The organism is Bradyrhizobium sp. CCBAU 51765, from assembly GCF_015291725.1.
Lineage (GTDB): Bacteria > Pseudomonadota > Alphaproteobacteria > Rhizobiales > Xanthobacteraceae > Bradyrhizobium > Bradyrhizobium liaoningense.
This window is the reverse complement of record NZ_CP030038.1, coordinates 879770-901536: the sequence shown is the minus strand read 5'-3', so window position 1 is coordinate 901536 and position 21767 is coordinate 879770. Positions and strand designations below refer to the sequence as shown.

Annotated in this window: 17 protein-coding genes; 8 read left to right on the top strand and 9 right to left on the bottom strand. The window is 65.5% G+C overall.

Annotated elements, in window-relative coordinates; translation table 11 throughout:
* Window positions 1-7: 7 nt before the first annotated feature.
* Together ctaD and coxB are read right to left on the bottom strand one after the other, a co-directional pair.
* Complete coding sequence (gene ctaD / locus XH96_RS04155) at window positions 8-1633, bottom strand: cytochrome c oxidase subunit I (RefSeq protein WP_194391182.1); 1626 nt, start codon at window positions 1631-1633, stop codon at window positions 8-10.
* Between the two features lie 86 nt (window positions 1634-1719).
* Complete coding sequence (coxB, locus tag XH96_RS04150) at window positions 1720-2577, bottom strand: cytochrome c oxidase subunit II (RefSeq protein WP_194391181.1); 858 nt, start codon at window positions 2575-2577, stop codon at window positions 1720-1722.
* Window positions 2578-3037: 460 nt separating this feature from the next.
* Here coxB and XH96_RS04145 point away from each other — a divergent pair, with 460 nt between their 5' ends.
* The 4 genes from XH96_RS04145 (at window position 3038) to XH96_RS04130 (ending at window position 6582) form a co-directional block, all read left to right on the top strand.
* Entirely contained in the window at window positions 3038-3571 is a 534-nt protein-coding gene (locus XH96_RS04145; protein WP_028179828.1) for an invasion associated locus B family protein, read from the top strand.
* Between the two features lie 118 nt (window positions 3572-3689).
* A complete protein-coding gene (tldD, locus tag XH96_RS04140) occupies window positions 3690-5117 on the top strand; it encodes a metalloprotease TldD (RefSeq protein WP_194391180.1) in 1428 nt (475 codons plus the stop codon).
* Window positions 5114-5893, top strand: coding sequence for a signal peptidase I (lepB, locus tag XH96_RS04135; RefSeq protein WP_061882496.1), 780 nt, complete (start codon window positions 5114-5116; stop codon window positions 5891-5893). The genes tldD and lepB overlap by 4 nt, the downstream gene beginning before the upstream one ends.
* Before the next feature lie 119 nt (window positions 5894-6012).
* Window positions 6013-6582, top strand: a complete 570-nt coding sequence (locus XH96_RS04130) for a nucleotidyltransferase family protein (protein ID WP_194391179.1) — start codon at window positions 6013-6015, stop codon at window positions 6580-6582.
* 124 nt (window positions 6583-6706) lie between these two features.
* On the opposite strand, the gene XH96_RS04125 is transcribed toward XH96_RS04130, so the two are convergent.
* From XH96_RS04125 to XH96_RS04115, 3 genes are all read right to left on the bottom strand, one after another.
* Complete coding sequence (locus XH96_RS04125; RefSeq protein ID WP_194391178.1) at window positions 6707-7273, bottom strand: PAN domain-containing protein; 567 nt, start codon at window positions 7271-7273, stop codon at window positions 6707-6709.
* A 187-nt stretch (window positions 7274-7460) separates the two neighbouring features.
* Window positions 7461-8831, bottom strand: a complete 1371-nt coding sequence (locus tag XH96_RS04120) for a glutamate--cysteine ligase (protein ID WP_194391177.1) — start codon at window positions 8829-8831, stop codon at window positions 7461-7463.
* Between the two features lie 98 nt (window positions 8832-8929).
* On the bottom strand, window positions 8930-9424 hold the full coding sequence (locus XH96_RS04115; RefSeq protein ID WP_194391176.1) for a MarR family winged helix-turn-helix transcriptional regulator: 495 nt from the start codon (window positions 9422-9424) through the stop codon (window positions 8930-8932).
* A gap of 677 nt (window positions 9425-10101) precedes the next feature.
* Here XH96_RS04115 and XH96_RS04110 point away from each other — a divergent pair.
* Both XH96_RS04110 and XH96_RS04105 read left to right on the top strand, forming a co-directional pair.
* A complete protein-coding gene (locus tag XH96_RS04110) occupies window positions 10102-10410 on the top strand; it encodes a hypothetical protein (RefSeq protein WP_194391175.1) in 309 nt (102 codons plus the stop codon).
* 309 nt (window positions 10411-10719) lie between these two features.
* A complete protein-coding gene (locus XH96_RS04105; RefSeq protein WP_194391174.1) occupies window positions 10720-11061 on the top strand; it encodes a hypothetical protein in 342 nt (113 codons plus the stop codon).
* Between the two features lie 80 nt (window positions 11062-11141).
* Here the strand turns inward: XH96_RS04105 and XH96_RS04100 are convergent, their stop codons facing one another.
* From XH96_RS04100 to XH96_RS04085, 4 genes are all read right to left on the bottom strand, one after another.
* Window positions 11142-13355 carry an FAD-dependent oxidoreductase gene (locus tag XH96_RS04100; RefSeq protein WP_194391173.1) on the bottom strand — a complete coding sequence of 738 codons (2214 nt, stop codon included), beginning with the start codon at window positions 13353-13355 and terminating at the stop codon, window positions 11142-11144.
* Between the two features lie 155 nt (window positions 13356-13510).
* Entirely contained in the window at window positions 13511-14719 is a 1209-nt protein-coding gene (locus XH96_RS04095) for an acetyl-CoA C-acetyltransferase (RefSeq protein ID WP_194391172.1), read from the bottom strand.
* Between the two features lie 57 nt (window positions 14720-14776).
* Complete coding sequence (locus XH96_RS04090) at window positions 14777-16567, bottom strand: acyl-CoA dehydrogenase C-terminal domain-containing protein (RefSeq protein WP_194391171.1); 1791 nt, start codon at window positions 16565-16567, stop codon at window positions 14777-14779.
* Between the two features lie 39 nt (window positions 16568-16606).
* On the bottom strand, window positions 16607-16993 hold the full coding sequence (locus tag XH96_RS04085; protein WP_194391170.1) for a nuclear transport factor 2 family protein: 387 nt from the start codon (window positions 16991-16993) through the stop codon (window positions 16607-16609).
* 204 nt (window positions 16994-17197) lie between these two features.
* Here XH96_RS04085 and XH96_RS04080 point away from each other — a divergent pair, with 204 nt between their 5' ends.
* Together XH96_RS04080 and XH96_RS04075 are read left to right on the top strand one after the other, a co-directional pair.
* Window positions 17198-17788: a PadR family transcriptional regulator gene (locus XH96_RS04080; RefSeq protein WP_194391169.1), complete on the top strand. Its 591-nt coding sequence runs from the start codon at window positions 17198-17200 to the stop codon at window positions 17786-17788.
* A 301-nt stretch (window positions 17789-18089) separates the two neighbouring features.
* Window positions 18090-21494 (top strand): tetratricopeptide repeat protein, encoded by a 3405-nt coding sequence (locus XH96_RS04075; protein ID WP_194391168.1) that lies wholly within the window; start codon window positions 18090-18092, stop codon window positions 21492-21494.
* Window positions 21495-21767: the final 273 nt, after the last annotated feature.

Below are 21767 nucleotides of genomic sequence, written 5' to 3'. Positions count from 1 at the left end.
AGATTGCTTACTGCACGCGGGGCAGCACTTCGAACTGGTGGAAGGGCGGCGGCGAGGACAGCGTCCACTCCAGCGTGGTCGCGCCGGCACCCCACGGATTGTTGCCCGCCGGTACCTTGCGGGCGAAAGCGTCGATCACGCAGTAGAGGAAGATCAGCACGCCGAAGCCGGAGATATAGGAGCCGAGCGACGAGATCAGATTCCAGCCCGCGAAGGCGTCGGGATAATCGATGTAGCGGCGCGGCATGCCCGACAACCCGAGGAAGTGCTGCGGGAAGAACACCATGTTGACGCCGATGAAGGTGACCCAGAAGTGCGCCTTGGCCAAAGTCTCGTTGTACATGTAGCCCGACATCTTCGGGAACCAGTAGTACCAGCCGGCGAAGATCGCGAACACCGCACCGAGCGACAGCACGTAGTGGAAGTGCGCGACGACGTAGTAGGTGTCCTGCAGCACGCGATCGACGCCCGCATTCGCCAGCACGACGCCGGTGACACCGCCGATCGTGAACAGGAAGATGAAGCCCACCGCCCAGATCATCGGGGCGCGGAATTCGATCGAACCGCCCCACATCGTGGCGATCCAGGAGAAGATCTTCACGCCGGTCGGAACCGCGATGACCATCGTGGCCGCGACGAAATAGGCCTGCGTCGCCGAGGACATGCCGACCGTGTACATGTGGTGCGCCCACACCACGAAGCCGATGCCGCCGATTGCGACCATGGCGTAGGCCATGCCGAGATAGCCGAACACGGGCTTGCGCGAGAAGGTCGAGACGATCTGGCTGATCATGCCGAAGCCGGGCAGGATCAGGATGTACACCTCGGGGTGACCGAAGAACCAGAACAGATGCTGGAACAGCACGGGGTCGCCGCCGCCGTCGGGCGCGAAGAACGTCGTGCCGAAATTGCGGTCGGTGAGCAGCATGGTGATCGCACCGGCGAGAACCGGCAGCGACAACAGCAGCAGGAACACCGTCACCAGGATCGACCACACGAACAGCGGCATCTTGTGCAGGGTCATGCCCGGCGCGCGCATGTTGAAGATGGTGGTGATGAAGTTGATGGCACCGAGGATCGACGAGGCACCCGCCAGATGCAGCGACAGGATCGCGAAGTCGACGGCCGGCCCCGGATGGCCGGAGCTCGACAGCGGCACGTACATGGTCCAGCCGGCGCCGACGCCGTTGGCGCCCGGCTCGCCCTCGACGAAGGTCGACATCAGGAGCAGCGCGAAGGACGCCGGCAGCAGCCAGAACGAGATGTTGTTCATGCGCGGGAACGCCATGTCGGGCGCGCCGATCATCAGTGGCACGAACCAGTTGCCGAAGCCGCCGATCATCGCCGGCATGACCATGAAGAAGATCATGATCAGGCCGTGGGAGGTCACGAACACATTGTAGGTGTGCGCCTCGTGGAATATCTGCACGCCCGGATACATCAACTCGGCACGGATCGCGATCGACATCGCGGCGCCGATGACGCCGGCGATGACCGCGAAGATGAGGTACATCGTGCCGATGTCCTTGTGGTTGGTCGAGTAGACGTAGCGGCGCCATCCGGTCGGATGGGCGTGCTCGTCATGTCCGTGGTCTTGCGCGTGATCGCCGTGTGCCGCTGCGCTCGTTGCCATTTTCAAATCCTGCCTTGCGTCCCATTCGGACCTTTGGAGGTCCCGCCCTTTTATCGCTTTCAGTCCCCCGAGCCGTCACCCGACGCTTACTGCGTCGGGCCGGCCGCGGAGGCGTAGGTGCTGGTGCCGCCGCTCGCATATTTCTTCTTGGCCGCCTCGACCCAGGAGGCGAACTCCTGGTCGTCGACCACGCGGATGGCAATCGGCATGAAGGCGTGATCCTTGCCGCACAATTCCGAACACTGGCCGTAATACATGCCGGTCTTGGTGGCCTTGAACCAGGTCTCGTTCAGCCGGCCCGGAATGGCGTCGATCTTGACGCCGAAAGCCGGCAGCGCGAAGGCGTGGATGACGTCCGCGCCCGTGGTCTGGACCCGAATCACCTTGTTGACCGGGACCACCATCTCGTTGTCGACGCCGAGCAGGCGGGGCTGCTTGTCCTGGGCCATCAGCGAGTCGAACTCGAACTTGCCGTTGTCGGGATAGGCGTAGGACCAGTACCACTGCTTGCCCGTCGCCTTGACGGTCAGGTCCGCCTTCGGAATGTCGAGCTCGAGGAACAGAAGCCGGAACGACGGCACCGAAATGCCGACCAGGATCAGCACGGGAATCAGCGTCCAGGCCACCTCGATCAGCGTGTTGTGGGTGGTCCGCGACGGCACCGGATTGGCCCTCGCGTTGAACTTGATGACCACGATCACCAGCAGCGCCAGGACGAACAGCGTGATCAGGGTGATCAGCACGAACAGGAAGTTGTGGAACCAGACGATATTGTCCATCACCGGGGAACCGGACTGCTGAAGCGTCCACTCCCACGGCGCCGGCTGCCCGAGCTCGGCGGCGAATGCCGCACCACCCGTCCCCAGCGTGACGCCAGCCGCCATCAAGGCGATGGTGGCCAATCCCAGCAATTGCCGGCCCACCCGACCCATCGACATCCTCATGCCGTTCGCGCTCCCCTTACGAAATCACCCCAAGTGCATTCCCCTGCTTCCGGGAAACGCTTATTCGATCCGCCAGTCCGACAAACCGCCACGCAAGAATACCTCTAAGAGGAATTGGGGCCAGATCGCTAGAACGCGAAATCAAGCCTCTCAAACCATAATTCTTGATCTATCGCAATGCAGTCTTGAGCTCGGTCTGTCAGCCATCACCGGCAAGATATTTCCTAGCAACATCAAACAAAAATACCGTTTCCCGGGATGCCGCGGCTTGACAGCGAAATTGCCCGCGGTAGGCACTGGCGGATGGCTGCGCAGGAGCCTGATTCGTGCCGGCGGCGGCGGCGCGAGGCGGCGCGGAATTTGCTTGGGAATCGCCTTCAAGACGCCGTCATTCCCGTATCAGTCCGCCAGATTGGCCTGCCAAGCGCGAGCGACCCAGGCGAGCAGAGGGACCGACCCGATGGGGCTTTCGAGATCGATGGCAAAGCCGGCTAGCGGCCTCCCGGCGCTGACCGCCCTCCTGACCGCGATCGTCCTCCTGGCGCTCCCCGGCCTCGCCCATGCGCAGGGCGCGGTGCGCTCCGTCCATGGCGACTGGCAGATCCGCTGCGATACCCCGCCTGGCGCCCAGACCGAGCAATGCGCGCTGATCCAGAGCGTGGTGGCGGAAGACCGCTCCAATGCCGGCCTGACCGTGATCGTGCTGAAAACCGCCGACCAGAAGAGCCGCCTGATGCGCGTGGTGGCGCCGCTGGGTGTGCTGCTGCCCTCCGGCCTCGGCCTCAAGCTCGACAACCAGGACGTCGGCCGCGCCGGTTTCGTCAGATGCCTGCCCAACGGCTGCGTGGCGGAAGTGGTGATGGACGACAAGCTGCTCGGCCAGCTGCGCAGCGCCAAGACCGCGACCTTCATCATCTTCGAGACGCCCGAAGAAGGCATCGGCTTCCCGCTCAGCCTGAACGGGCTCGGCGAGGGCTATGACAAGCTGCCGTAGCGGCCGATCGGGCACCGGCGAGCGATCCTATTGTTTCCGTAATGTGAGACTTGGCGCCCTCGCGGAACCGGTCCGAAACCATTATCTTGCCTCACAGCCCCCGATAATGGACGAACGCATGACCAACCCTGCAACAACCTCCCTGCTCGACCGTGCCAATCTCGACCGCGACCAGGTTCGCAACGAGGTCGCGCGCGGGCTTTCGGGCGCCGACGACGGCGAATTGTTCCTGGAATACAGCCAGACCGAAGCGCTGATGTTCGACAATGGGCGGCTGAAGCAGGCGACCTACGACACCTCGCAAGGCTTTGGCCTGCGCGCCGTCAAGGACGATGCGGTTGGCTACGCCCATTCCTCCGACGTGTCGCTGCCGGCGCTGATTCGCGCCGCCGACGCGGTCGCCGCCGTGCGCGGCGGCTACTCCGGCAGCTTCGCCGCGCCGCCCCCGCACACCAATGTGCGACTCTATGGCGATGACAATCCACTCGATGCGCCCGGCTTCGAGACCAAGGTCAAGCTGCTCGCCGAGATCGACGCTTACCTGCGCGACAAGGATCCGCGGGTGCGGCAGGTCAGCGTCAGCCTGGGCGCGACCTGGCAGGTCGTCGAGATCCTGCGGCCCGACGGCGAGAGCTATCGCGACATCCGTCCGCTGGTGCGCGTGAACATTTCCGTCGTCGCCGGCCAGGGTGACCGCCAGGAGAGCGGCAGCAAGGGCTATGGCGGCCGTGCCGGCTATGCCGAATTCATCGAGAGCAGATCCTGGCGCGAGGCCGCCGACGGCGCGCTGCGCGAGGCACTGGTCAATCTGGAATCGATTCCTGCGCCGGCTGGCGAGATGGACGTCGTGCTGGGCGCCGGCTGGCCCGGCGTGATGCTGCATGAAGCGGTCGGCCATGGCCTGGAGGGCGACTTCAACCGCAAGAAGACCTCCGCCTTTGCCGGCCTGATGGGCCAGCAGGTCGCGGCCAAGGGCGTCACGGTCGTCGACGACGGCACCATCGCCTCGCGGCGCGGCTCGTTGTCGATCGACGACGAGGGCACGCCGACCAACCGCACCGTGCTGATCGAGGATGGCATCCTCGTCGGCTACATGCAGGACCGCCAGAACGCGCGGCTGATGAACATGAAGCCGACCGGCAACGGCCGTCGCCAGGGCTACGCCCATGTGCCGATGCCGCGCATGACCAACACCTACATGCTCGCGGGCGACCGCGATCCCGCCGAGATCCTCGCCTCGGTCAAGAACGGCGTGTTCGCCGCGAATTTCGGTGGCGGCCAGGTCGACATCACCTCGGGCAAGTACGTGTTCCAGTGCACCGAGGCCTACAAGATCGAGAACGGCAAGATCGGCGCGCCGCTGAAGGGCGCCATGCTGATCGGCAACGGGCCGACCGACCTGCATCGCATCCGCATGATCGGCAACGACCTTGCGCTCGATACCGGCATCGGGACCTGCGGCAAGAACGGTCAGGGCGTGCCGGTCGGCGTCGGCCAGCCATCGCTGCTGATGGAACGCATCACCGTGGGTGGAACGGGCGCATGAGCGTGGAAGACAAAGTGACTGTCACCCCCAAGCGGAAAAGCAGCGGCTGGGGTGGCCAACTCGTGCAGCTCGCCGGCATCGTCGCCGCGGTCTTCATCGCCAAGGGCGCGCTCGCCGAGCCGTTCTACGTGCCGTCGGGCTCGATGGAGCCGACGCTGCTGATCGGCGATGCGCTGCTCGCCTCGAAATTCCCCTATGGCTACGGCACCTCGTCGCTGCCGATCCAGATCAGCCTGCCCGAGAGCGGCCGGGTGTTCGCGGAGACGCCGAAGCTCGGCGACGTCGTCGTGTTCCGCTGGCCCGGCGATCGCTCGCAGGCCTGGGTCAAACGCGTCGTGGGGCTGCCCGGCGATCGCATCCAGATGCGGCAGGGCCAGCTCTTCATCAACGACCGTCCCGCCGAGCTGAAGCCCGACGGCGTCGGCGCCGCCGAGGACGACCGTGGCGGCAGCGAGCCTGCCTATCGCTATGTCGAGACGCTGCCGAACGGCGTCTCGCATCTGATTTTCAAGATGCGCGACAACGGCCCGCTCGACAACACGCCCGAAGTGACGGTGCCGGCCGGGCATCTCTTCGTGCTCGGCGACAACCGCGACAATTCCGCCGACAGCCGCGTGCCGCTGCGTGCCGGCGGCGTCGGCCTGTTGCCGATCGACAATCTGATCGGCCGTGCCGATGCCGTGCTCGGCTCCTGGGATCTCGGCATGCGCGGCCAGCCCGTGTGGACCTGGCTGTCCGGGTTCAGGCTTGCCCGGTTCTTCACCGCCGTGCATTGAGCGAGACGTAGATCGTAGGGTGGGCAAAGCGGAAGCGTGCCCACCACGTCTGTCGCAACGTGGAGAGATGGTGGGCACGGCGCGCAAAGAGCGCGCCTTTGCCCACCCTACGATGTCCGATGACCCGCGACGAATTTCTCGCTCTCGCCCTGCGCAATCTGGTCAACGCAACGATCGTTGACGAACTCCATCGTCTGGCGCTGCCGGATGCCTGGCTGGTCGCGGGTTGCCTGGTGCAGACGGTGTGGAACGCGCTCACCGGCCGTCCGATCAGTCACGGCATCGCCGACTACGACGTGTTCTACTTCGATCCCGATACGTCGTGGGAGGCGGAAGACGCAGTGATCCGCAGGCTGCATGCGCGGCTCGCGCATCTCGGCGCCAAGATCGAGATCCGCAACCAGGCGCGGGTGCATCTGTGGTACTCCGGCAAGCATGGCCTGCCCTATCCGCCGCTGACGCGCTCGACGGACGGCATCGACCGTTTCCTCACCGAGAATACGCAACTGGGTATCCGACCCGTTGATGGGAATTTCGACGTCTATGCGCCCCACGGGTTCGATGACGTCGCAAGGCTGATCGTAAGGCCCAACCGGGCGCCGAACTTCTCCGCCGCCAACTACGAGGCGAAAGCCGCGCGATGGAAGGCACTGTGGCCCGAGCTCACGGTGATCGCGGCGGACGCATAAGTCCCACGTGTCCCGGATAAGACGCATCGTGAAACGATGCGGCGCAGAGCTGAAGGAGCGTCGCCATAGCGCGTCGAAGACGCGCGTAAACGCGCTGATGGCGTCCGGGGCACGATTACGAGCATCACCGCACCACGCCCGACGTGAATCCGGCCTTGCGGCGCGGCGGCTTGATCTCCTTCTTCAGGAAACAGCGCGCCTCGCGCCCGGTGTAGCCGGGGCGGGCATAGGTGAAGGCACGGCATTTGTTATCGGCGGTGCAGGCGGCCTTGCAGGCCTCTACGCTTTCGCCGTCCTTGAGCTCGAAATTGCGCAAATCACCACCCGGGCGGTCGATCGACGTCTCCACGCCCTCGACGCGCGGCTCGATTACGCCGGCGCCGCGCACCCCGGAGATGCAGCAACTTCCCGGCACGCGCGGCGGCACGGTGTTCTTCAGCCAGCAGACCGCCGAGCCGCCTTCGACGTCGGGATAGCTGAAGCTCCAGGAGCGGCAGCGGCGATCACGCTCGCAAAGCAGCGCGCAATCCTCGGGATCGCCCGACGTGACCGGCGTGCTGAAATAGTCGCCGCCGGGGCGATCGAACGCCGTCTGGGCAGGCGCCGGCACGCTCGCAAATGCAAGCGCAAGCAGCGTCACACATGCCGCGACGCTGGCCATGACGGCCCCGGACAGGCGGCCCTTCCTCATCGGAACAGCTTTCGAGTTATTGACGACGCTCAGGTTTTTTCGGCCGGTCATTTGATCGCCGCAAACCTGTATGGGCGATGAACGGCTCAAATCCCGATCGTTGGCCTAAAGCATGATCCGGACCCGAAGGACCGCGTTCGCGCAAAGTGTGACGCGGTTTTCCGAGAAGATCATGCGCAAACAAGCTCTAGAACGCATACTCCGCGTAGACCGGTTCCACCGAGCCCTTCCAGGGACCGTTGAACTTCTCCAGCATCTCCTCCGCCGGCGTCCGGCCGGAATCGATGATGCGATCGAGCGGCTCGAGGTGTCGGGTCTCGTCGCGGCCAAGCTGGTCGATCCGGCCGCGCCGGCGCAGGCCGGCATGTGCCAGAACGAGGCACTCCCTGGCGATCTCGAACAGATAGCGGTCCTTGATCCGCGCCTTGAAGCCGAAGCGCGGCACGTCATCCCGCAGGGCCTGACGCTCATGCGCGGTCCAGTGCTTCACCATGTCCCAGGCGGCGTCGAGCGAAACGTCGTCGTAGAGCAGCCCGACCCAGAACGCCGGCAGCGCCGGCAAGCGGCCCCACGGACCGCCGTCGGAGCCGCGCATCTCAAGATAGCGCTTGAGCCGCACTTCCGGGAAGATCGTCGAAAGATGGTTGGCCCAGTCCGACAGCGTCGGACGTTCGCCGGGAAGATTGTTGTTGCGGCCCTCGAAGAACGCGCGGAACGAGGAGCCCGACACGTCGATGTATTCCTCGCCGCGCTTGACGAAATACATGGGCACGTCGAGTGCGTAGTCGACATAGCGCTCGAATCCCATGCCGTCCTCGAAGGCCCACGGCATCATGCCCGCGCGCGCGTTGTCGGTGTCGCGCCAGATCTCGGACCGGAAAGACAGGAAGCCATTCGGCTTGCCCTCGGTGAACGGCGAATTGGCGAACAGCGCCGTCGCGACCGGCTGGAGTGCGAGTGAGACACGCAGCTTCTTGACCATGTCGGCTTCGGAGGAGAAGTCGAGATTGGTCTGCACGGTACAGGTCCGGTACATCATGTCGAGGCCGTACTGACCGACCTTCGGCATGTAATTGGTCATGATCTTGTAGCGGCCCTTGGGCATCATCGGGATTTCGGCGCGCGACCAGGACGGCGTCATGCCGAGCCCGAGGAAGCCGATGCCGAGCGGCGTCGCGATCTCGCGCACCTGTGCCAGATGCGCCATCAACTCGCCCTGGGTCTGGTGCACGTTCTCGACCGGCGCGCCGGACAGCTCGAACTGTCCGCCGGGCTCGAGCGAGATCGCGCCGCCACCGGTGACGTCGTAGAGGCCGATGATGTTGCCCTGCTCCATGATCGGCTCCCAGCCGAGCAGGAGCTTCATGCCTTCGAGCAGCGCGCCGATGCCGCGTGCACCTTCGTACGGCACCGGACGGTGGCCTTCGAGCGTGAACGGCGTCTTCTCGTGCTCGGTGCCCATGCGGAATTCGGACGGGTCCTTGCAGCCGGCCTCGAACCACGCGACGAGTTCGTCGCGTGACTGCAGCGGAGTCATATCGATCTGGTCTCGCGCCATATCAAACTCTAATCAAAAGGCGCTTCGACCGAACGCGCGCGGTGACAGGGATGGCCCGCGAACCCACCGGCTGCGCGGACGAGCGGTTTGCCGCGCGATCATCGCGACGGCATGCTTTCGTTGACGCCCACGGGCGGCAGTTTCACCTCGCCGCACGAGCAGCCCAGGCGATCGAGCAGATTGCTGAGCTTGACGGCGTCGGCATCGGACAGTTTCGAGCCGACATATTTCTCGATCGCAGCCGAATAGGCGCCCCACATCCGCTTCTGCAACTCGCGGCCGGCTTCGGTGATCTCGACGAACTGGCCGCGCTTGTCGACCTTGCATTCGCGCCGCGAGGCCAGGCCCTCGTCGACCAGGCGGTCGATCAGCCGCGAGGTGGAATATTGCGGGATCAGCATCTGCCGCTCGAGTTCGACCGGCCGCAGCTCGCCCGAGGGCGCCCGCGACAATTCGAGCAGCGCATCATACCAGGCCAGCGGTGGGAAGCCGGCCTTCTTCAAGTCCTGCTCGACGCAATCGAGCACGCGGCTCTGCACCCGCATCAGGCGGATCCAGGCAGCCGTTGCCTCGGTCGATGGTTTGCGTTTCATGGTCCCGCTCAAGTTCGTCGCCCGTCTCTTACTCCATTTGATGCACCTGCATCAATCTTGACTATTTCAAGCAGGTGCATGTAGTTGCTCTTTCGGCCGAACCAAGCATCAGGCGGAATTCCGCGAAACCGCAGGATTCGACCGGTGCCTGCTCGCCGTCCCCCATGGCCCTCCTGTCAGCCGGCCTGCCCTATGAGATGGTCGAGGTCGAATCGGCGCCAAGAAGCTCGAAAATGGGCGAGGACTGTCTGAAGCTGCCCCTGGGGGCCGAGCCCTGCGCCGGGCCTCGACAGCGGCGAGATCGTGACCGAAGGCCCGGTGATTGTCCAGAAGATCGCCGTCAGGCCTCGGCCGAGGCGCTCGCGCCGGCCCACGACAGTTCCGAGCGCCACAAGCTGAAATTCCCCACCTCCGAGCTGCGCAGGAGCTTGGGTCCGCCGTTCGCACAGGACAGGCGAAGCGACGAAGACCGGGATCGATGACCCGGCGCTCTGCCTGCGCCATTCGCCGAATCCGAAGATCCGCGATGCACTGACTTCAATTTTACGAGCATTGTCAGGGTTAACAATAACTCTGCGTGGTGCACTCCGCGGCCGTCACCATCCTTGTGAGAGCACTCCACTTGGCTCAGCTTCAGCGCGAGAACACGACGCAGACCACTGGACCGGGAAGCTATTGTGACGGCTGTACTCCTTCTCCTGCTCGCGAGCGCAATCACTGGCCTTGCGACGGGGCTCATCTTCCGAGTCTGGACTCTGCTGCTGGTCTCGCCGGCGACCGCGATCGTTACAGCAACGGTCCTTCAGAGCTCAGGCTTTGGATTTTGGACGGGCGTTCCAATCGTCGTCGGCTGCCTGATTGCCGGCCAGCTCGCCTATTTGGCGGCGACCTTCTACCTGTACGGAGGCGAGCTCTCAATGCAGGACGACATCGACGGCGAACCAGGCGAGCACGGCCATCGCGATATCCAGAAGGAGAACGAGTAGGACCAGGCCGATCCACGAGGGAATTTTTCTGCGCCGCCGGAGGAGCCCGCGGCGTCGCCACGACCGGCCCAGAAGCAGCAGGGGCGCGTATCTTACCGCAACGCCGGCCGCGCTGACTTGAGACACAGTGGGGATCATTGCGGGACACCTTCAATGCCAATGGGCCATCGAGAGAAACATCAGCAAGAGCGGTGCCAGGGCGGAGCGTGGCTGCGGCAGGATTTTGGCGTGGATGATCCAGCCTTTTTCATCGTGAACCATGCGATCGGCGACGACGTCGAAGGATCATCTCCTGGAGACAGTTGCCTCATGAATATAATCGTCCTCATGACCGCCGGTGCGCCGCTCGCGATTCTCGGCTTGTCGACGCCGGTCGCGCCGCAGCGCGATTGCATCTTCATGATCCATCCACAGACCATCTCGGCCGTGTTCGAGGGCAAGGAAGGAAAGATCGTCTTTCCGGACCGGCCGACCGAATATCGGTGCAGCTACGCCAAGACGAAGCGCGGCGCAGACATCGCTTTCACCAACCAGAATGGCTGGCGTTTCGAAGTGCGCATCGGCCGCGGCGACGAAGGCAGCTGGACGGCCAGTCTCGCCGGCGAGACCGTATCGGGGCGCGCATTCTCGCCGGTCGGCGACGGAAAATAAAAAGGCCGGATCGATGATCCGGCCTTTTGGCTTTGCGTGCCCGGATTTCGCTCACGCTCCATCCGGGCTACAGGTCTCTCTCAGGCCGCCGCCTTCTTCGGCGCGAAGCGGCCGTAGAAGGTCTCGCCCTTCGCAGCCATCTCCTCGAGCAGCTTCGGCGGGGTGAAGCGCGAGCCGTATTTCGCCTCGAGCTTGCGGCAGAGCTCGACGAACTTCTTCGTTCCCATGAAGTCGATGTAGGACAGCGTGCCGCCGGTGAACGGCGCGAAACCGAAACCGAGGATCGAGCCGACATCCGCCTCGCGCGGATCGGTGATGACGTGGTCCTCCACCGTGCGCGCCGCTTCCACCGCCTGCACCACCAGGAAGCGCTGCTTCAGCTCCTCGATGTCGATCGTATCGGGGTCGAGCTGCTTCGGCTGCAGCGCTGACAAGCCCGGCCACAGGCTCTTCTGGCCTTTGCCCTTCTCGGGGTAATCGTAGAAGCCCTTGCTGTTCTTGCGTCCGAGACGGCCCTGCTTCTCGACCATCTCCACCATCAGCTTCTTCTGATCGGGATTGATGGCGTTGGGACCGAGATCGGCCTCCGTCGCCTTCATGATCTTGAGGCCGAGGTCGAGCGCGACTTCGTCCGACAACGAGAGCGGGCCGACCGGCATGCCGGCCATCTTGGCGCAGTTCTCGATCATCGCCGGCGGCACGCCTTCCAGGAACATCTCGTTGCCTTCGGCGACGTAGCGGCCGACGCAGCGGTTGGCGAAGAAGCCGCGAGAGTCGTTCACGACGATCGGCGTCTTGCCGATCTGACGGACATAGTCGAGCGCGGTCGCAAGCGCGACATCGCCGGTGTTCTTGCCGAGGATGATCTCGACCAGCATCATCTTCTCGACCGGTGAGAAGAAGTGGATGCCGATGAACTTGCCCTGGTCCTTGAAGCCCTCGGCCAGCGAGGTGATCGGCAGCGTCGAGGTGTTCGAGGCGAAGATCACGTCCGGCTTCAGATATTGCTGCGCCTTGGCGAAGGTGTCCGCCTTCACCTTGCGGTCCTCGAACACGGCCTCGATGACGAGGTCGACATCCTTCAGCGCGGCATAGTCCGCGGTCGGCGTGATGCGCGCGAGCAGCGCTTCGGCGTCACCAGGCTTGGCGCGGCCCTTCTTGATCTGCTCCTCGATCACCTTCTGCGCATGCGCCTTGCCCTTGTCGGCGCTCTCCTGGTCGCGGTCGATCAGGACGACGTCCAGGCCGGCGCGCGCCGAGACGTAGCCGACGCTGGCGCCCATGAAGCCGGCGCCGATCACCGCGATCTTCTTCACCTTGGTCGGCGGCACGTCCTTCGGGCGGCGCGCGCCCTTGTTGAGCTCCTGCATCGACAGGAACAGGCTGCGGATCATCGCCGCCGCTTCCTTCGAGCGCAGCACCGAGGCGAAGTAGCGCGACTCCACCCGCAGGGCGGCGTCGATCGGCAGCTGCAGGCCCTCATAGACGCAGCTCATGATCGCGCGCGCGGCCGGATAATTGTCGTAGGTCTCGCGGCGGTAGATCGCGTTGCCGGCGGGGAACATCATCATGCCGGCCTTGGAGAACACCGGACCGCCGGGAAGCTTGAAGCCCTTCTCGTCCCAGGGCGCGACGGCCTTGCCGCCGCCCTTGATCCAGTCCTTGGCGGCCTTGATGAGATCGCCAGCTGGAACGACGGCGTGGATCAGGTTCAGCGCCTTGGCCTTCTCGACCGTGACGGGGTCGCCCTTGAGCAGGATGGTCATCGCATCTTGCGGCGGCACCAGGCGCGGCACGCGCTGCGTGCCGCCGGCGCCGGGGAACAGGCCGACCTTGACCTCGGGCAGGCCGAGACGCGTCTTGGGATTCTCCGCGGCGACACGGTAGTGGCAGCACAGGGTGATCTCGAAGCCGCCGCCGAGCGCGAGACCGTTGATCGCGGCCGCCCACGGCTTGCCCGACGTCTCGATCGAACGCAGCACCAGCGAGAAGCGGCGGCTCTGGTCGAACAGCATCTGGTTCGCCGCGGTCTCGCCCTGCTCCTTGAAGACCTTCGCATAGGCCTGGTTCATGCCTTCGAGCATCGACAGGTCGGCGCCCGCACAGAACGCCTCTTTCGCGGAGGTGATGACGACGCCCTTCACCGCGGCGTCAGCCGTGGTCGCCTTGACGATCGCCTCGAGCTCGTTGGTCGAGGTTTCGTCGAGCACGTTCATCGACCGGCCCGGGATGTCCCAGGTGACGAGCGCGATGCCGTCTGCGTCGGTCTCAACCTTGAAATTCTTGTACGACATGTTGGTTGCTCCTCGGTGCCGCAGCCGATCTCAAGCGCGGCGGTTGACGGTGATCTCGTAGGGTGGGCAAAGGCGCCCTTGCGCCGTGCCCACCATCATTCGCGAAAGGCAACAGTGGTGGGCACGCTTCGCTTTGCCCGCCCTACGGCAGCTCGTTACACGCGCTCGATGATGGTCGCGGTGCCCATGCCGCCGCCGATGCACAGCGTAACGAGGGCGGTGGACTTGTTGGTGCGCTCGAGCTCGTCGAGCACGGTGCCGAGGATCATCGCGCCGGTCGCACCGAGCGGATGGCCGAGCGCGATCGCACCGCCATTGACGTTGATCTTGGCGGGGTCGATGTCGAAAGCCTGGATGTAGCGCAGCACGACGGAGGCGAAGGCCTCGTTGAGCTCGAACAGGTCGATGTCCGACTTCTTCATGCCCGAGCGCGCGAACAGTTTTTCGGTGACGTCGACCGGACCGGTCAGCATCATCGCCGGCTCGGAGCCGATGTTGGCGAAGGCGCGGATCTTTGCACGCGGCTTCATGCCGTATTTGCTGCCCGCTTCCTTGGTGCCGAGCAGCACGGCGCCGGCGCCGTCGACGATGCCGGAGGAATTGCCGGCGTGGTGCACGTAGTTGACACGCTCGATCTCGGGATGCGACTGCACCGCGACGCCGTCAAAGCCGCCCATCTGCGCCATCATGGTGAACGACGGCTGCAGCTGCGCCAGCGACTGCATCGTCGTCGAGGGACGCATGTGCTCGTCCTTGGCGAGGATGGTGAGGCCGTTGATGTCCTTCACCGGCACCACCGACTTGTCGAAGCGACCCTCGTCCCAGGCCTTGGCCGCGCGCTGCTGGCTCTGCACGGCGTAGGCGTCGACGTCGTCACGCGAGAAGCCGTATTTGGTCGCGATCAGATCGGCCGAGACGCCCTGCGGCATGAAATAGGCCGGCACCGCGATCGAGGGATCCATCGGCCATGCGCCGCCGGAAGCGCCGATGCCGATGCGGCTCATGGATTCGGCGCCGCCGCCGATCACCAGCTCATGTTGACCGCTCATGATCTGCGCGGCGGCGAAGTTCACGGCATCGAGGCCGGAGGCGCAGAACCGGCTGATCTGCACGCCGGGCACGGCATCGCCGAGACCGGCCTTGAGCGCGGCGAAGCGCGCGATGTCGGAACCGGCTTCACCGACGGGATCGACCACGCCGAGCACGACGTCGTCGACCGAATCTTCCGGGAGGTTGTTGCGGTCCTTCAGCGCCTTCAGCGGCACGGTGGCGAGCGCGAGCGCCGTGACCTCGTGCAGCGCGCCGTCCGCCTTGCCGCGGCCGCGCGGGGTGCGAACGTGGTCGTAGATGAATGCCTCAGGCATGACGCCCTCCTGATGTGATGTTTGAAAGCTATTGGGAAACGGCGGCGGGAGCAGGCCTCAGAAGGCTTCCGCCGGCAATTCCATGATGGTGGCGCAGCCGGCCTGGATGCGCGCGAGATTGGCCGCAGTCTCCGGCAGCATCCGCTCCATGAAGAAACGGCCGGTGACGAGCTTGGTCGAGAGATAGGGCGTCGCCCCGCTCTCGGCAATCTTCGCCTGCGTCACCTTGGCCATCTTCGACCACATATAGCCGAGCGCGACGAAGCCGAAGAGATGCAGGTAGTCGGTGGCGGCAGCGCCGGCATTGTCCGGCTTCGCCATCGCGTTCTGCATCAGCCAGGTCGTGGCCTGCTGCAGGTGACCCAGCGAGGTCGAGAGCGGGGTGATGAAGGGCTTCAGGCCCTCGTCACCGCCGTTCTCCTTGGCGAAGGCCATGACCTCGCCGAAGAAGGCCATGATGGCGCGGCCGCCGTCGCGCGGCAGCTTGCGGCCGACCAGGTCGAGCGCCTGGATGCCGTTGGCGCCTTCATAGATCATCGCGATACGCGCATCGCGCACGAACTGCTCCATGCCCTGCTCGGCGATGTAGCCGTGGCCGCCATACATCTGCTGCGCCTGCACCGCGTTGGCGAAGCCGTAGTCGGTGAGGAAGCCCTTCAGCACCGGGGTCATCAGGCCCATGTGGTCGTCCGCGGCCTGGCGATCCTTGGGATCCTCGGAGCGGTGGGCGACATCGCTCTTCAGCGCGGTCCAGATCACGAAGGCGCGCGCGGCCTCGTTGAAGGCGCGGATCGAGAGCAGCGTGCGGCGCACGTCGGGATGCACGATGATCGGGTCGGCCGGCTTGTCCGGCGCCTTGGCGCCGGTGAGGGAACGGCCCTGGATGCGCTCGCGGGCATAGGCGACGGCGTTCTGATAGGCGACCTCGGACTGCGCGAGGCCCTGCACGGCGACGCCGAGACGGGCCTCGTTCATCATCACGAACATGCCCTGCATGCCCTTGTTCTCTTCGCCGATCAGCCAGCCGGTGGCGTTGTCGTAGTTCATCACGCAGGTGGAGTTGCCGTGGATGCCCATCTTGTGCTCGATCGAGCCGCAGACGACGCCGTTGCGGGCGCCCACCGAGCCATCAGCGTTCACCAGGAATTTCGGCACCACGAACAGCGACACGCCCTTGATGCCGGCGGGTGCACCTTCGATGCGGGCGAGCACGAGGTGGATGATGTTGTCGGCGAGATCATGCTCGCCGGCCGAGATGAAGATCTTGGTGCCGGTGATCCTGAAGCTGCCGTCGCTCTGGCGCACCGCCTTGGTGCGGAGCATGCCGAGGTCGGTGCCGCAATGCGGCTCGGTGAGGTTCATGGTGCCGGTCCATTCGCCGGCCACCATCTTCGGGACGTAGGTCTTCTTCTGCTCGGGCGTGCCGTGCACCAGCAGCGCGGCGGTCGCGCCCATGGTCAGGCCGCCATACATCGAGAACGCCATGTTGGCGGAGATCTGGAATTCGTTGACCGCCTGGCTCAGCGTCACCGGCAGGCCCTGGCCGCCATATTCGGTCGGCGCCGACAGGCCGAGCCAGCCGCCCTCGACGACCTGCTTGAACGCTTCCTTGAAACCCTTCGGCGTGGTGACGCTGCCGTCCTCAGTGCGCTTGCAGCCTTCGAGATCGCCGACGCGATTGAGCGGCTGCAGCACCTCTTCGGCGAGCTTGGCGGCTTCGCCGAGGATCGCCTCGCGCACGTCGCTCGAGGCGTCGGAGAAGCCCGGCAGATTGTCGTAGCGGTCGATCTGGAAGACGTCGTTGAGCAGGAAGTTCACGTCTTCGACGGGGGCTTTATAGATCGGCATGGGGTTCTCCCGGCAGGGCCTCGAAGGGATGATGTTGGCTTATGATTGGGCGGCAGCAAGCTGCTCCGCCATCAGGCGGTGCAGCATGTTGATCGCCTTGAGCGGACGCACCATCACCTTGAAGTGCGTGATGCGTCCCTCGTCATCGAAGCTGATGATGTCGACGCCGTTGATCTCGATGCCGTCGACCATGGTCTTGAATTCGAGCACGGCGCCGCGCTCGTTCCTCCACTCCCCTACATAGGTGAAGGTCGGACCGCCGAGCACCTGTTCGGCACTGGAGAGATATTTGAAGGTGATGTCGCGGCCGCGCTGCGGCGTGTGAACGACGGGGCTTTCGAACACGGCATCGGGGTGCAGAAGATCCCAGAGCGCAGTGCGATCATGAGACTTCATGTAGGCGTACCAGGAATCGAGGCCGGTCATTCTCGGGTGCCTCCCTAAAGGGCTTTCCAGGAGCCTTGGCAAAAACGCGAAAACAACCCCATGCACAGTAGCGAGAAGGTTGATTCCGCTGGGTTTTCGGGACGGGTCTTTCGCCCGGCCCTTCCACCGCCTCATATGCACATTGACGCATATGCGCCGATGCGCATAAAGTCAAGCCACAAGGTCGAGAACAGGAGACCGGTCATGGCACTGGGCGACGCAATCCTCGCATGCCTGACGGAACGTCCGATGACGGGCTACGAGCTCGCCAAGACGTTCGATTCCTCGATCGGCTTCTTCTGGAAGGCCGACCACCAGCAGATCTACCGCGAACTCTCCAAGCTGCGCGACCGCGGCTACATCCAGGGCCGCGAGGTCGTGCAATCAGGCAAGCCCAACAAGCTGGTTTATACGCTCACTCCGGAGGGCCGAACAGCGCTGCGGCACTGGGCCGCGCGGCCAAGTACACCGGCCTCGACCAAGGACGACCTCCTGGTCCGCCTCCACGCGCTCGACAGCATCGACATCGAGCCGCTTCGCGCCGATTTGATGGCCCGGCTCGAGCACCACCGCGACCGCCACGCCAATTACGAGCGCATCCTGAAGAAGCGTTTTCCGGACGGCACGGCAGAGGGCAAGCTCGACTTGGGAAACCTGCTCCTGCTCCGCCTGGGAGCCCGGCACGAGCAGATGGTGGCCGACTTCTGCGAGGAAGCGCTCGCGGCGTTGTCGGCGATGAGCGGCAAGGCCACCGTAGTGCCGATCGAGGATGGCAAGCGCGAGGGGAAGGGGTGAGAGGCCAGGATTGCTGCGTCATGGCCGGGCTCGTCCCGGCCATCCACGATCTTGCTTTCACCACCGAAGAACGTGGATGCCCGGGACAAGCCCGGGCATGACGGTTTCGGTGTCCCCTAAGTTCCCCCGCCGAACTTTAAGACACCCGCGCCGCATTCCTTAACTCGTTATTTACCGTAACAGGAAAAAGTCGGTTTTCGAGGCAGACGACCCGCGCCAAATTCGATTGTCTTTGCAACCGGGGCGCGTGGGGAGGCTGGAGGCGCCGGGTGGGGCGCCGGAGTCGGAACCGGACAGAGTCATGAATTCGCGCGTATCGTGGAGTGTTGACGGCATCGATCCATCCGTCCGGGAGCGGGCCGAAGCTGCTGCGCGTCGTGCGGGCATGTCGCTCAACGATTGGCTGAACTCCACGCTCGGCGAGACGACCCCGCCGAACTTTCGCGCAGCCTACGACCCGCGGCCGCAGCACATGCCGAGCCAAGGACCGAGTCAGGAGAGCCGCGAAGTCGCCGATATCCACCAGCGGCTCGACGCGATCACCCAGCAGATCGAACGGATATCCAAGCCCGCCCCGCGCCAGGACTCTTCAAGACCAGACGTCTCGCGCGAGCAGGGCGTCGCGCGTCAGCTCAACGATGCGATCTCGCGGCTCGATGCGCGCCTGTCGCAAATCTCGCGCCCGCAGCGGCAACCGCAGCAGCCGCAGGCCCCCCGCCCCGCCCCGGCCGACACGCGCCAGCGCCAGGCCGATGCGGTCGAGCGCGCGGCCGCGCAGGTCTATCGCAGCTCACCACCCCTGAGCCCGGCTTCGTTCGACGTCGCGGTCGCCGAGATCACCGCGCGCCAGAGCGAGCTCGACGGTTTTGCGCCGAGGCACATGCCGCCGCGTGCCGCGCCGTCGCTTGCGCCCGCCGCTCCTTACGCACCGCCCATGGCCCCGCCGGCGCCTGCCTACGCGCCGCCGCCACCGCAGCCAGGACCGGATTTTTCATCGCTCGAGCGCCACCTGCTCAAGATCACGAGCCAGATCGAGTCGCTGCAGCGTCCCGACAATACCGAGCAGGCGATCAACGCCTTCCGCAGCGAGCTTGCCGAAATCCGTGCCGCCATCACCGAGGCGATGCCGCGGCGCGCGATCGAATCGATCGAGAACGAGATCCGCTCGCTGCACCGTCGCATCGACGAGACCCGGTCCAACGGCACCGACGGCCAGGTCCTCTCCGGCATCGAGCATGCGCTGTCCGACATCAAGCAGGTGCTGCGCACGCTGACGCCGGCCGAGCAGCTCACCGGCTACGACGAGGCGATCCGCAATCTCGGCGCCAAGCTCGATCTGATCCTGCGCGCCAATGACGATCCCTCGACGGTGCAGCAGCTCGAAGGCGCGATCTCGGCGCTGCGCGGCATCGTCTCGAACGTCGCTTCCAACGAAGCGCTGGCGCGGCTTTCCGAGGACGTGCAGCTGCTGTCGTCCAAGGTCGACCAGATCACCCGCGCCTCCGGCCACGGCGACAGCTTCGCGGTGCTGGAGCAGCGCATCGCCGCGCTCACCGCCGCGCTCGAAACCCGCGAACGGCCTCAGCCATCCGAGAGCACCGAGCATCTCGAAGCCGCGATCCGCGCGCTGTCGGACCGTTTCGACCGCATGCAGGTCGGCAGCGATTCCGCGTCCACCTTCGCGCATCTCGAACAGCGCGTCTCCTATCTGCTGGAACGGATCGAAGCCGCCTCCGATCCGCACAACGGCAATTTGAGCCGCGTCGAGGACGGGCTGCACGACATCCTGCGGCATCTCGAGCGGCAGCAGGCGACCTATGCCGCGCTGGCCGAGAGCCGCAACTCCGCACCGCCTCCCGATTCCGGCATGGTCGATCTCGTCAAGCGCGAGCTCTCCGACATCCGCTTCAGCCAGGCCGAGACCAACCGGCACACTCAGGACTCGCTCGAGGCCGTCCACAGCGCGCTCGGCCACGTCGTCGATCGCCTCTCGATGATCGAGGGCGATCTGCGCGCGGTGCGCACCGTGCCGGCGCCGCAGCCGATGCCGATGGCCGCTCCGATGGAGCCGGCGCCGATGGCGCGCGAGCCGCGGCCACAACCGCAGCAGCCGAAATACGATCCGAAGCCCGAGCTGCCCAATCCCGCCGCCGCGCAGAGTACGCAAGCCGCCTTCGTCGCCGCGCCGCGCGAATTCCACGCAGCTGCGCCGGTTGCGCCGCCGCCGGTGCCGGCGGCACCGCAAGTCGCACCACCCTTGCCGCCGCGTGCGATCAGCGAAATCCTGGAGCCGCACACCGCGCCCGCGCGGGCCGCGCTCGCGCCGGAATTGCCACCGGATCATCCGCTCGAGCCGGGCACACGACCGGGCGGGCGCCTCGCCACGCCGTCGGAGCGCATCGCCGCCTCCGAGAGCGCGATCAGCGGAATTGCCACCGCGCCGAAAGAGCCGGTGTCGTCGTCGAGCTTCATCGCGGCCGCACGCCGCGCCGCGCAAGCCGCCGCCGCGCAACCGGAAAAGACCGGCCGCGCCGCCAAGGCAGGGGCTGACCGGTCCAAGGACAAGGGCAAGGACGGCGGTTCGACTATCACCTCGAAGATCCGCTCGCTGCTGGTCGGCGCGAGCGTGGTCGTGATCGTGCTCGGCACCTTCAAGATGGCGATGAACCTGCTCGAAGGCAGCCCGCAGCCGGCGCCGCAGGCCATGGACGATACGTCCAGCCAGCCGGCGCCGATGGCCCCGCCGCCCCCGGTCGAGACCAAGCCCGCCACGCCCGAGCAGGTCACGCCGTCGATGACGTCGCCGACGCCGATCGGACGGCAATCCCAGATCAATGCCGCGCCGGCGCCCGCCGCCATTCCGGGCAACTCGGCCTCCGTCGAGATCCCGCCGGCGCCTGCCGCGGCCCCGCCGCCGGCCTCCAGCGACGTCACCGGCGCGCTGTCGGGCACGAGCCGCGCCAAGCTCGGCCTCGTCCAGGTGCCGCCGAGCGAGAGACTGCCTGACGGCATCGGCGGCCCGGCCTTGCGCACCGCCGCGATGAAGGGCGATGCAACCGCGGCCTACGAGATCGGCGTGCGCTTTGCCGAAGGAAAGGGCGTCGCCACGAACTACGACGAAGCGGCGAAGTGGTACGACCGCGCGGCGCAGGCGGGCGTGGTGCCCGCGATCTTCCGCCTCGGCACGCTCTACGAGAAGGGCCTTGGCGTGAAGAAGGACGCCGACATCGCCCGCCGCTACTACGCCCAGGCCGCCGAGCGCGGCAACGCCAAGGCGATGCACAATCTCGCGGTGCTCGACGCCGACGGCGGTGGGCGCGGCGCCAATTACAAGAGCGCGGCGCAGTGGTTCCGCAAGGCCGCCGATCGCGGCGTCGCCGACAGCCAGTTCAACCTCGGCATCCTCTATGCCCGCGGCATCGGCGTCGAGCAGAACCTCGCCGAATCCTACAAATGGTTCAGCCTGGCGGCCGCGCAGGGCGATGCAGACGCGGCCGGCAAGCGCGACGACGTCGCCAAGCGCCTCGACCCGCAATCGCTCGCTGCCGCCAAGCTCGCGATCCAGACTTTCAGCGCCGAGCCGCAGCCGGACGATGCCGTCAATGTCTCAGCGCCCGCCGGCGGCTGGGACACCGCGTCGCAGGCGAGCGCCAAGCCGGCCCCGAAGGCCGTCGCGACCAAGCGCTCGGCCTCGGCCGCGCAATAGGCTTTAGATCCGATCAACGTGCCGCGGACTCGGTGCACCTCTCCCGCTCGCGGGCAGGGCGATCGCATATGACTTGTAGCGGCGGCCGGTGCGCCGCCTCGTCCTTCGATACGACCGCTGCGCGGTCTCCTCAGGATGAGGCTAAACAGCATCCGTGCTCGTTGAAACGGTCGCCACGACCTCGGTCCTCATCCTGAGGGCCCGCCAACGGCGGGCGTCTCGAAGGATGGCCACCGGCGAGCCAATATGCGATAGCCCTGCGCTCGCGGGGGA

Excerpts from the sequence above, each read along its gene's own strand:
- ctaD (WP_194391182.1), bottom strand. The coding sequence starts at position 1,633 with ATGGCAACGAGCGCAGCGGCACACGGCGATCACGCGCAAGACCACGGA.
- coxB (WP_194391181.1), bottom strand. The coding sequence starts at position 2,577 with ATGAGGATGTCGATGGGTCGGGTGGGCCGGCAATTGCTGGGATTGGCC.
- XH96_RS04145 (WP_028179828.1), top strand. The coding sequence starts at position 3,038 with ATGGGGCTTTCGAGATCGATGGCAAAGCCGGCTAGCGGCCTCCCGGCG.
- tldD (WP_194391180.1), top strand. The coding sequence starts at position 3,690 with ATGACCAACCCTGCAACAACCTCCCTGCTCGACCGTGCCAATCTCGAC.
- lepB (WP_061882496.1), top strand. The coding sequence starts at position 5,114 with ATGAGCGTGGAAGACAAAGTGACTGTCACCCCCAAGCGGAAAAGCAGC.
- XH96_RS04130 (WP_194391179.1), top strand. The coding sequence starts at position 6,013 with ATGACCCGCGACGAATTTCTCGCTCTCGCCCTGCGCAATCTGGTCAAC.
- XH96_RS04125 (WP_194391178.1), bottom strand. The coding sequence starts at position 7,273 with ATGAGGAAGGGCCGCCTGTCCGGGGCCGTCATGGCCAGCGTCGCGGCA.
- XH96_RS04120 (WP_194391177.1), bottom strand. The coding sequence starts at position 8,831 with ATGGCGCGAGACCAGATCGATATGACTCCGCTGCAGTCACGCGACGAA.
- XH96_RS04115 (WP_194391176.1), bottom strand. The coding sequence starts at position 9,424 with ATGAAACGCAAACCATCGACCGAGGCAACGGCTGCCTGGATCCGCCTG.
- XH96_RS04105 (WP_194391174.1), top strand. The coding sequence starts at position 10,720 with ATGAATATAATCGTCCTCATGACCGCCGGTGCGCCGCTCGCGATTCTC.
- XH96_RS04100 (WP_194391173.1), bottom strand. The coding sequence starts at position 13,355 with ATGTCGTACAAGAATTTCAAGGTTGAGACCGACGCAGACGGCATCGCG.
- XH96_RS04095 (WP_194391172.1), bottom strand. The coding sequence starts at position 14,719 with ATGCCTGAGGCATTCATCTACGACCACGTTCGCACCCCGCGCGGCCGC.
- XH96_RS04090 (WP_194391171.1), bottom strand. The coding sequence starts at position 16,567 with ATGCCGATCTATAAAGCCCCCGTCGAAGACGTGAACTTCCTGCTCAAC.
- XH96_RS04085 (WP_194391170.1), bottom strand. The coding sequence starts at position 16,993 with ATGACCGGCCTCGATTCCTGGTACGCCTACATGAAGTCTCATGATCGC.
- XH96_RS04080 (WP_194391169.1), top strand. The coding sequence starts at position 17,198 with ATGGCACTGGGCGACGCAATCCTCGCATGCCTGACGGAACGTCCGATG.
- XH96_RS04075 (WP_194391168.1), top strand. The coding sequence starts at position 18,090 with ATGAATTCGCGCGTATCGTGGAGTGTTGACGGCATCGATCCATCCGTC.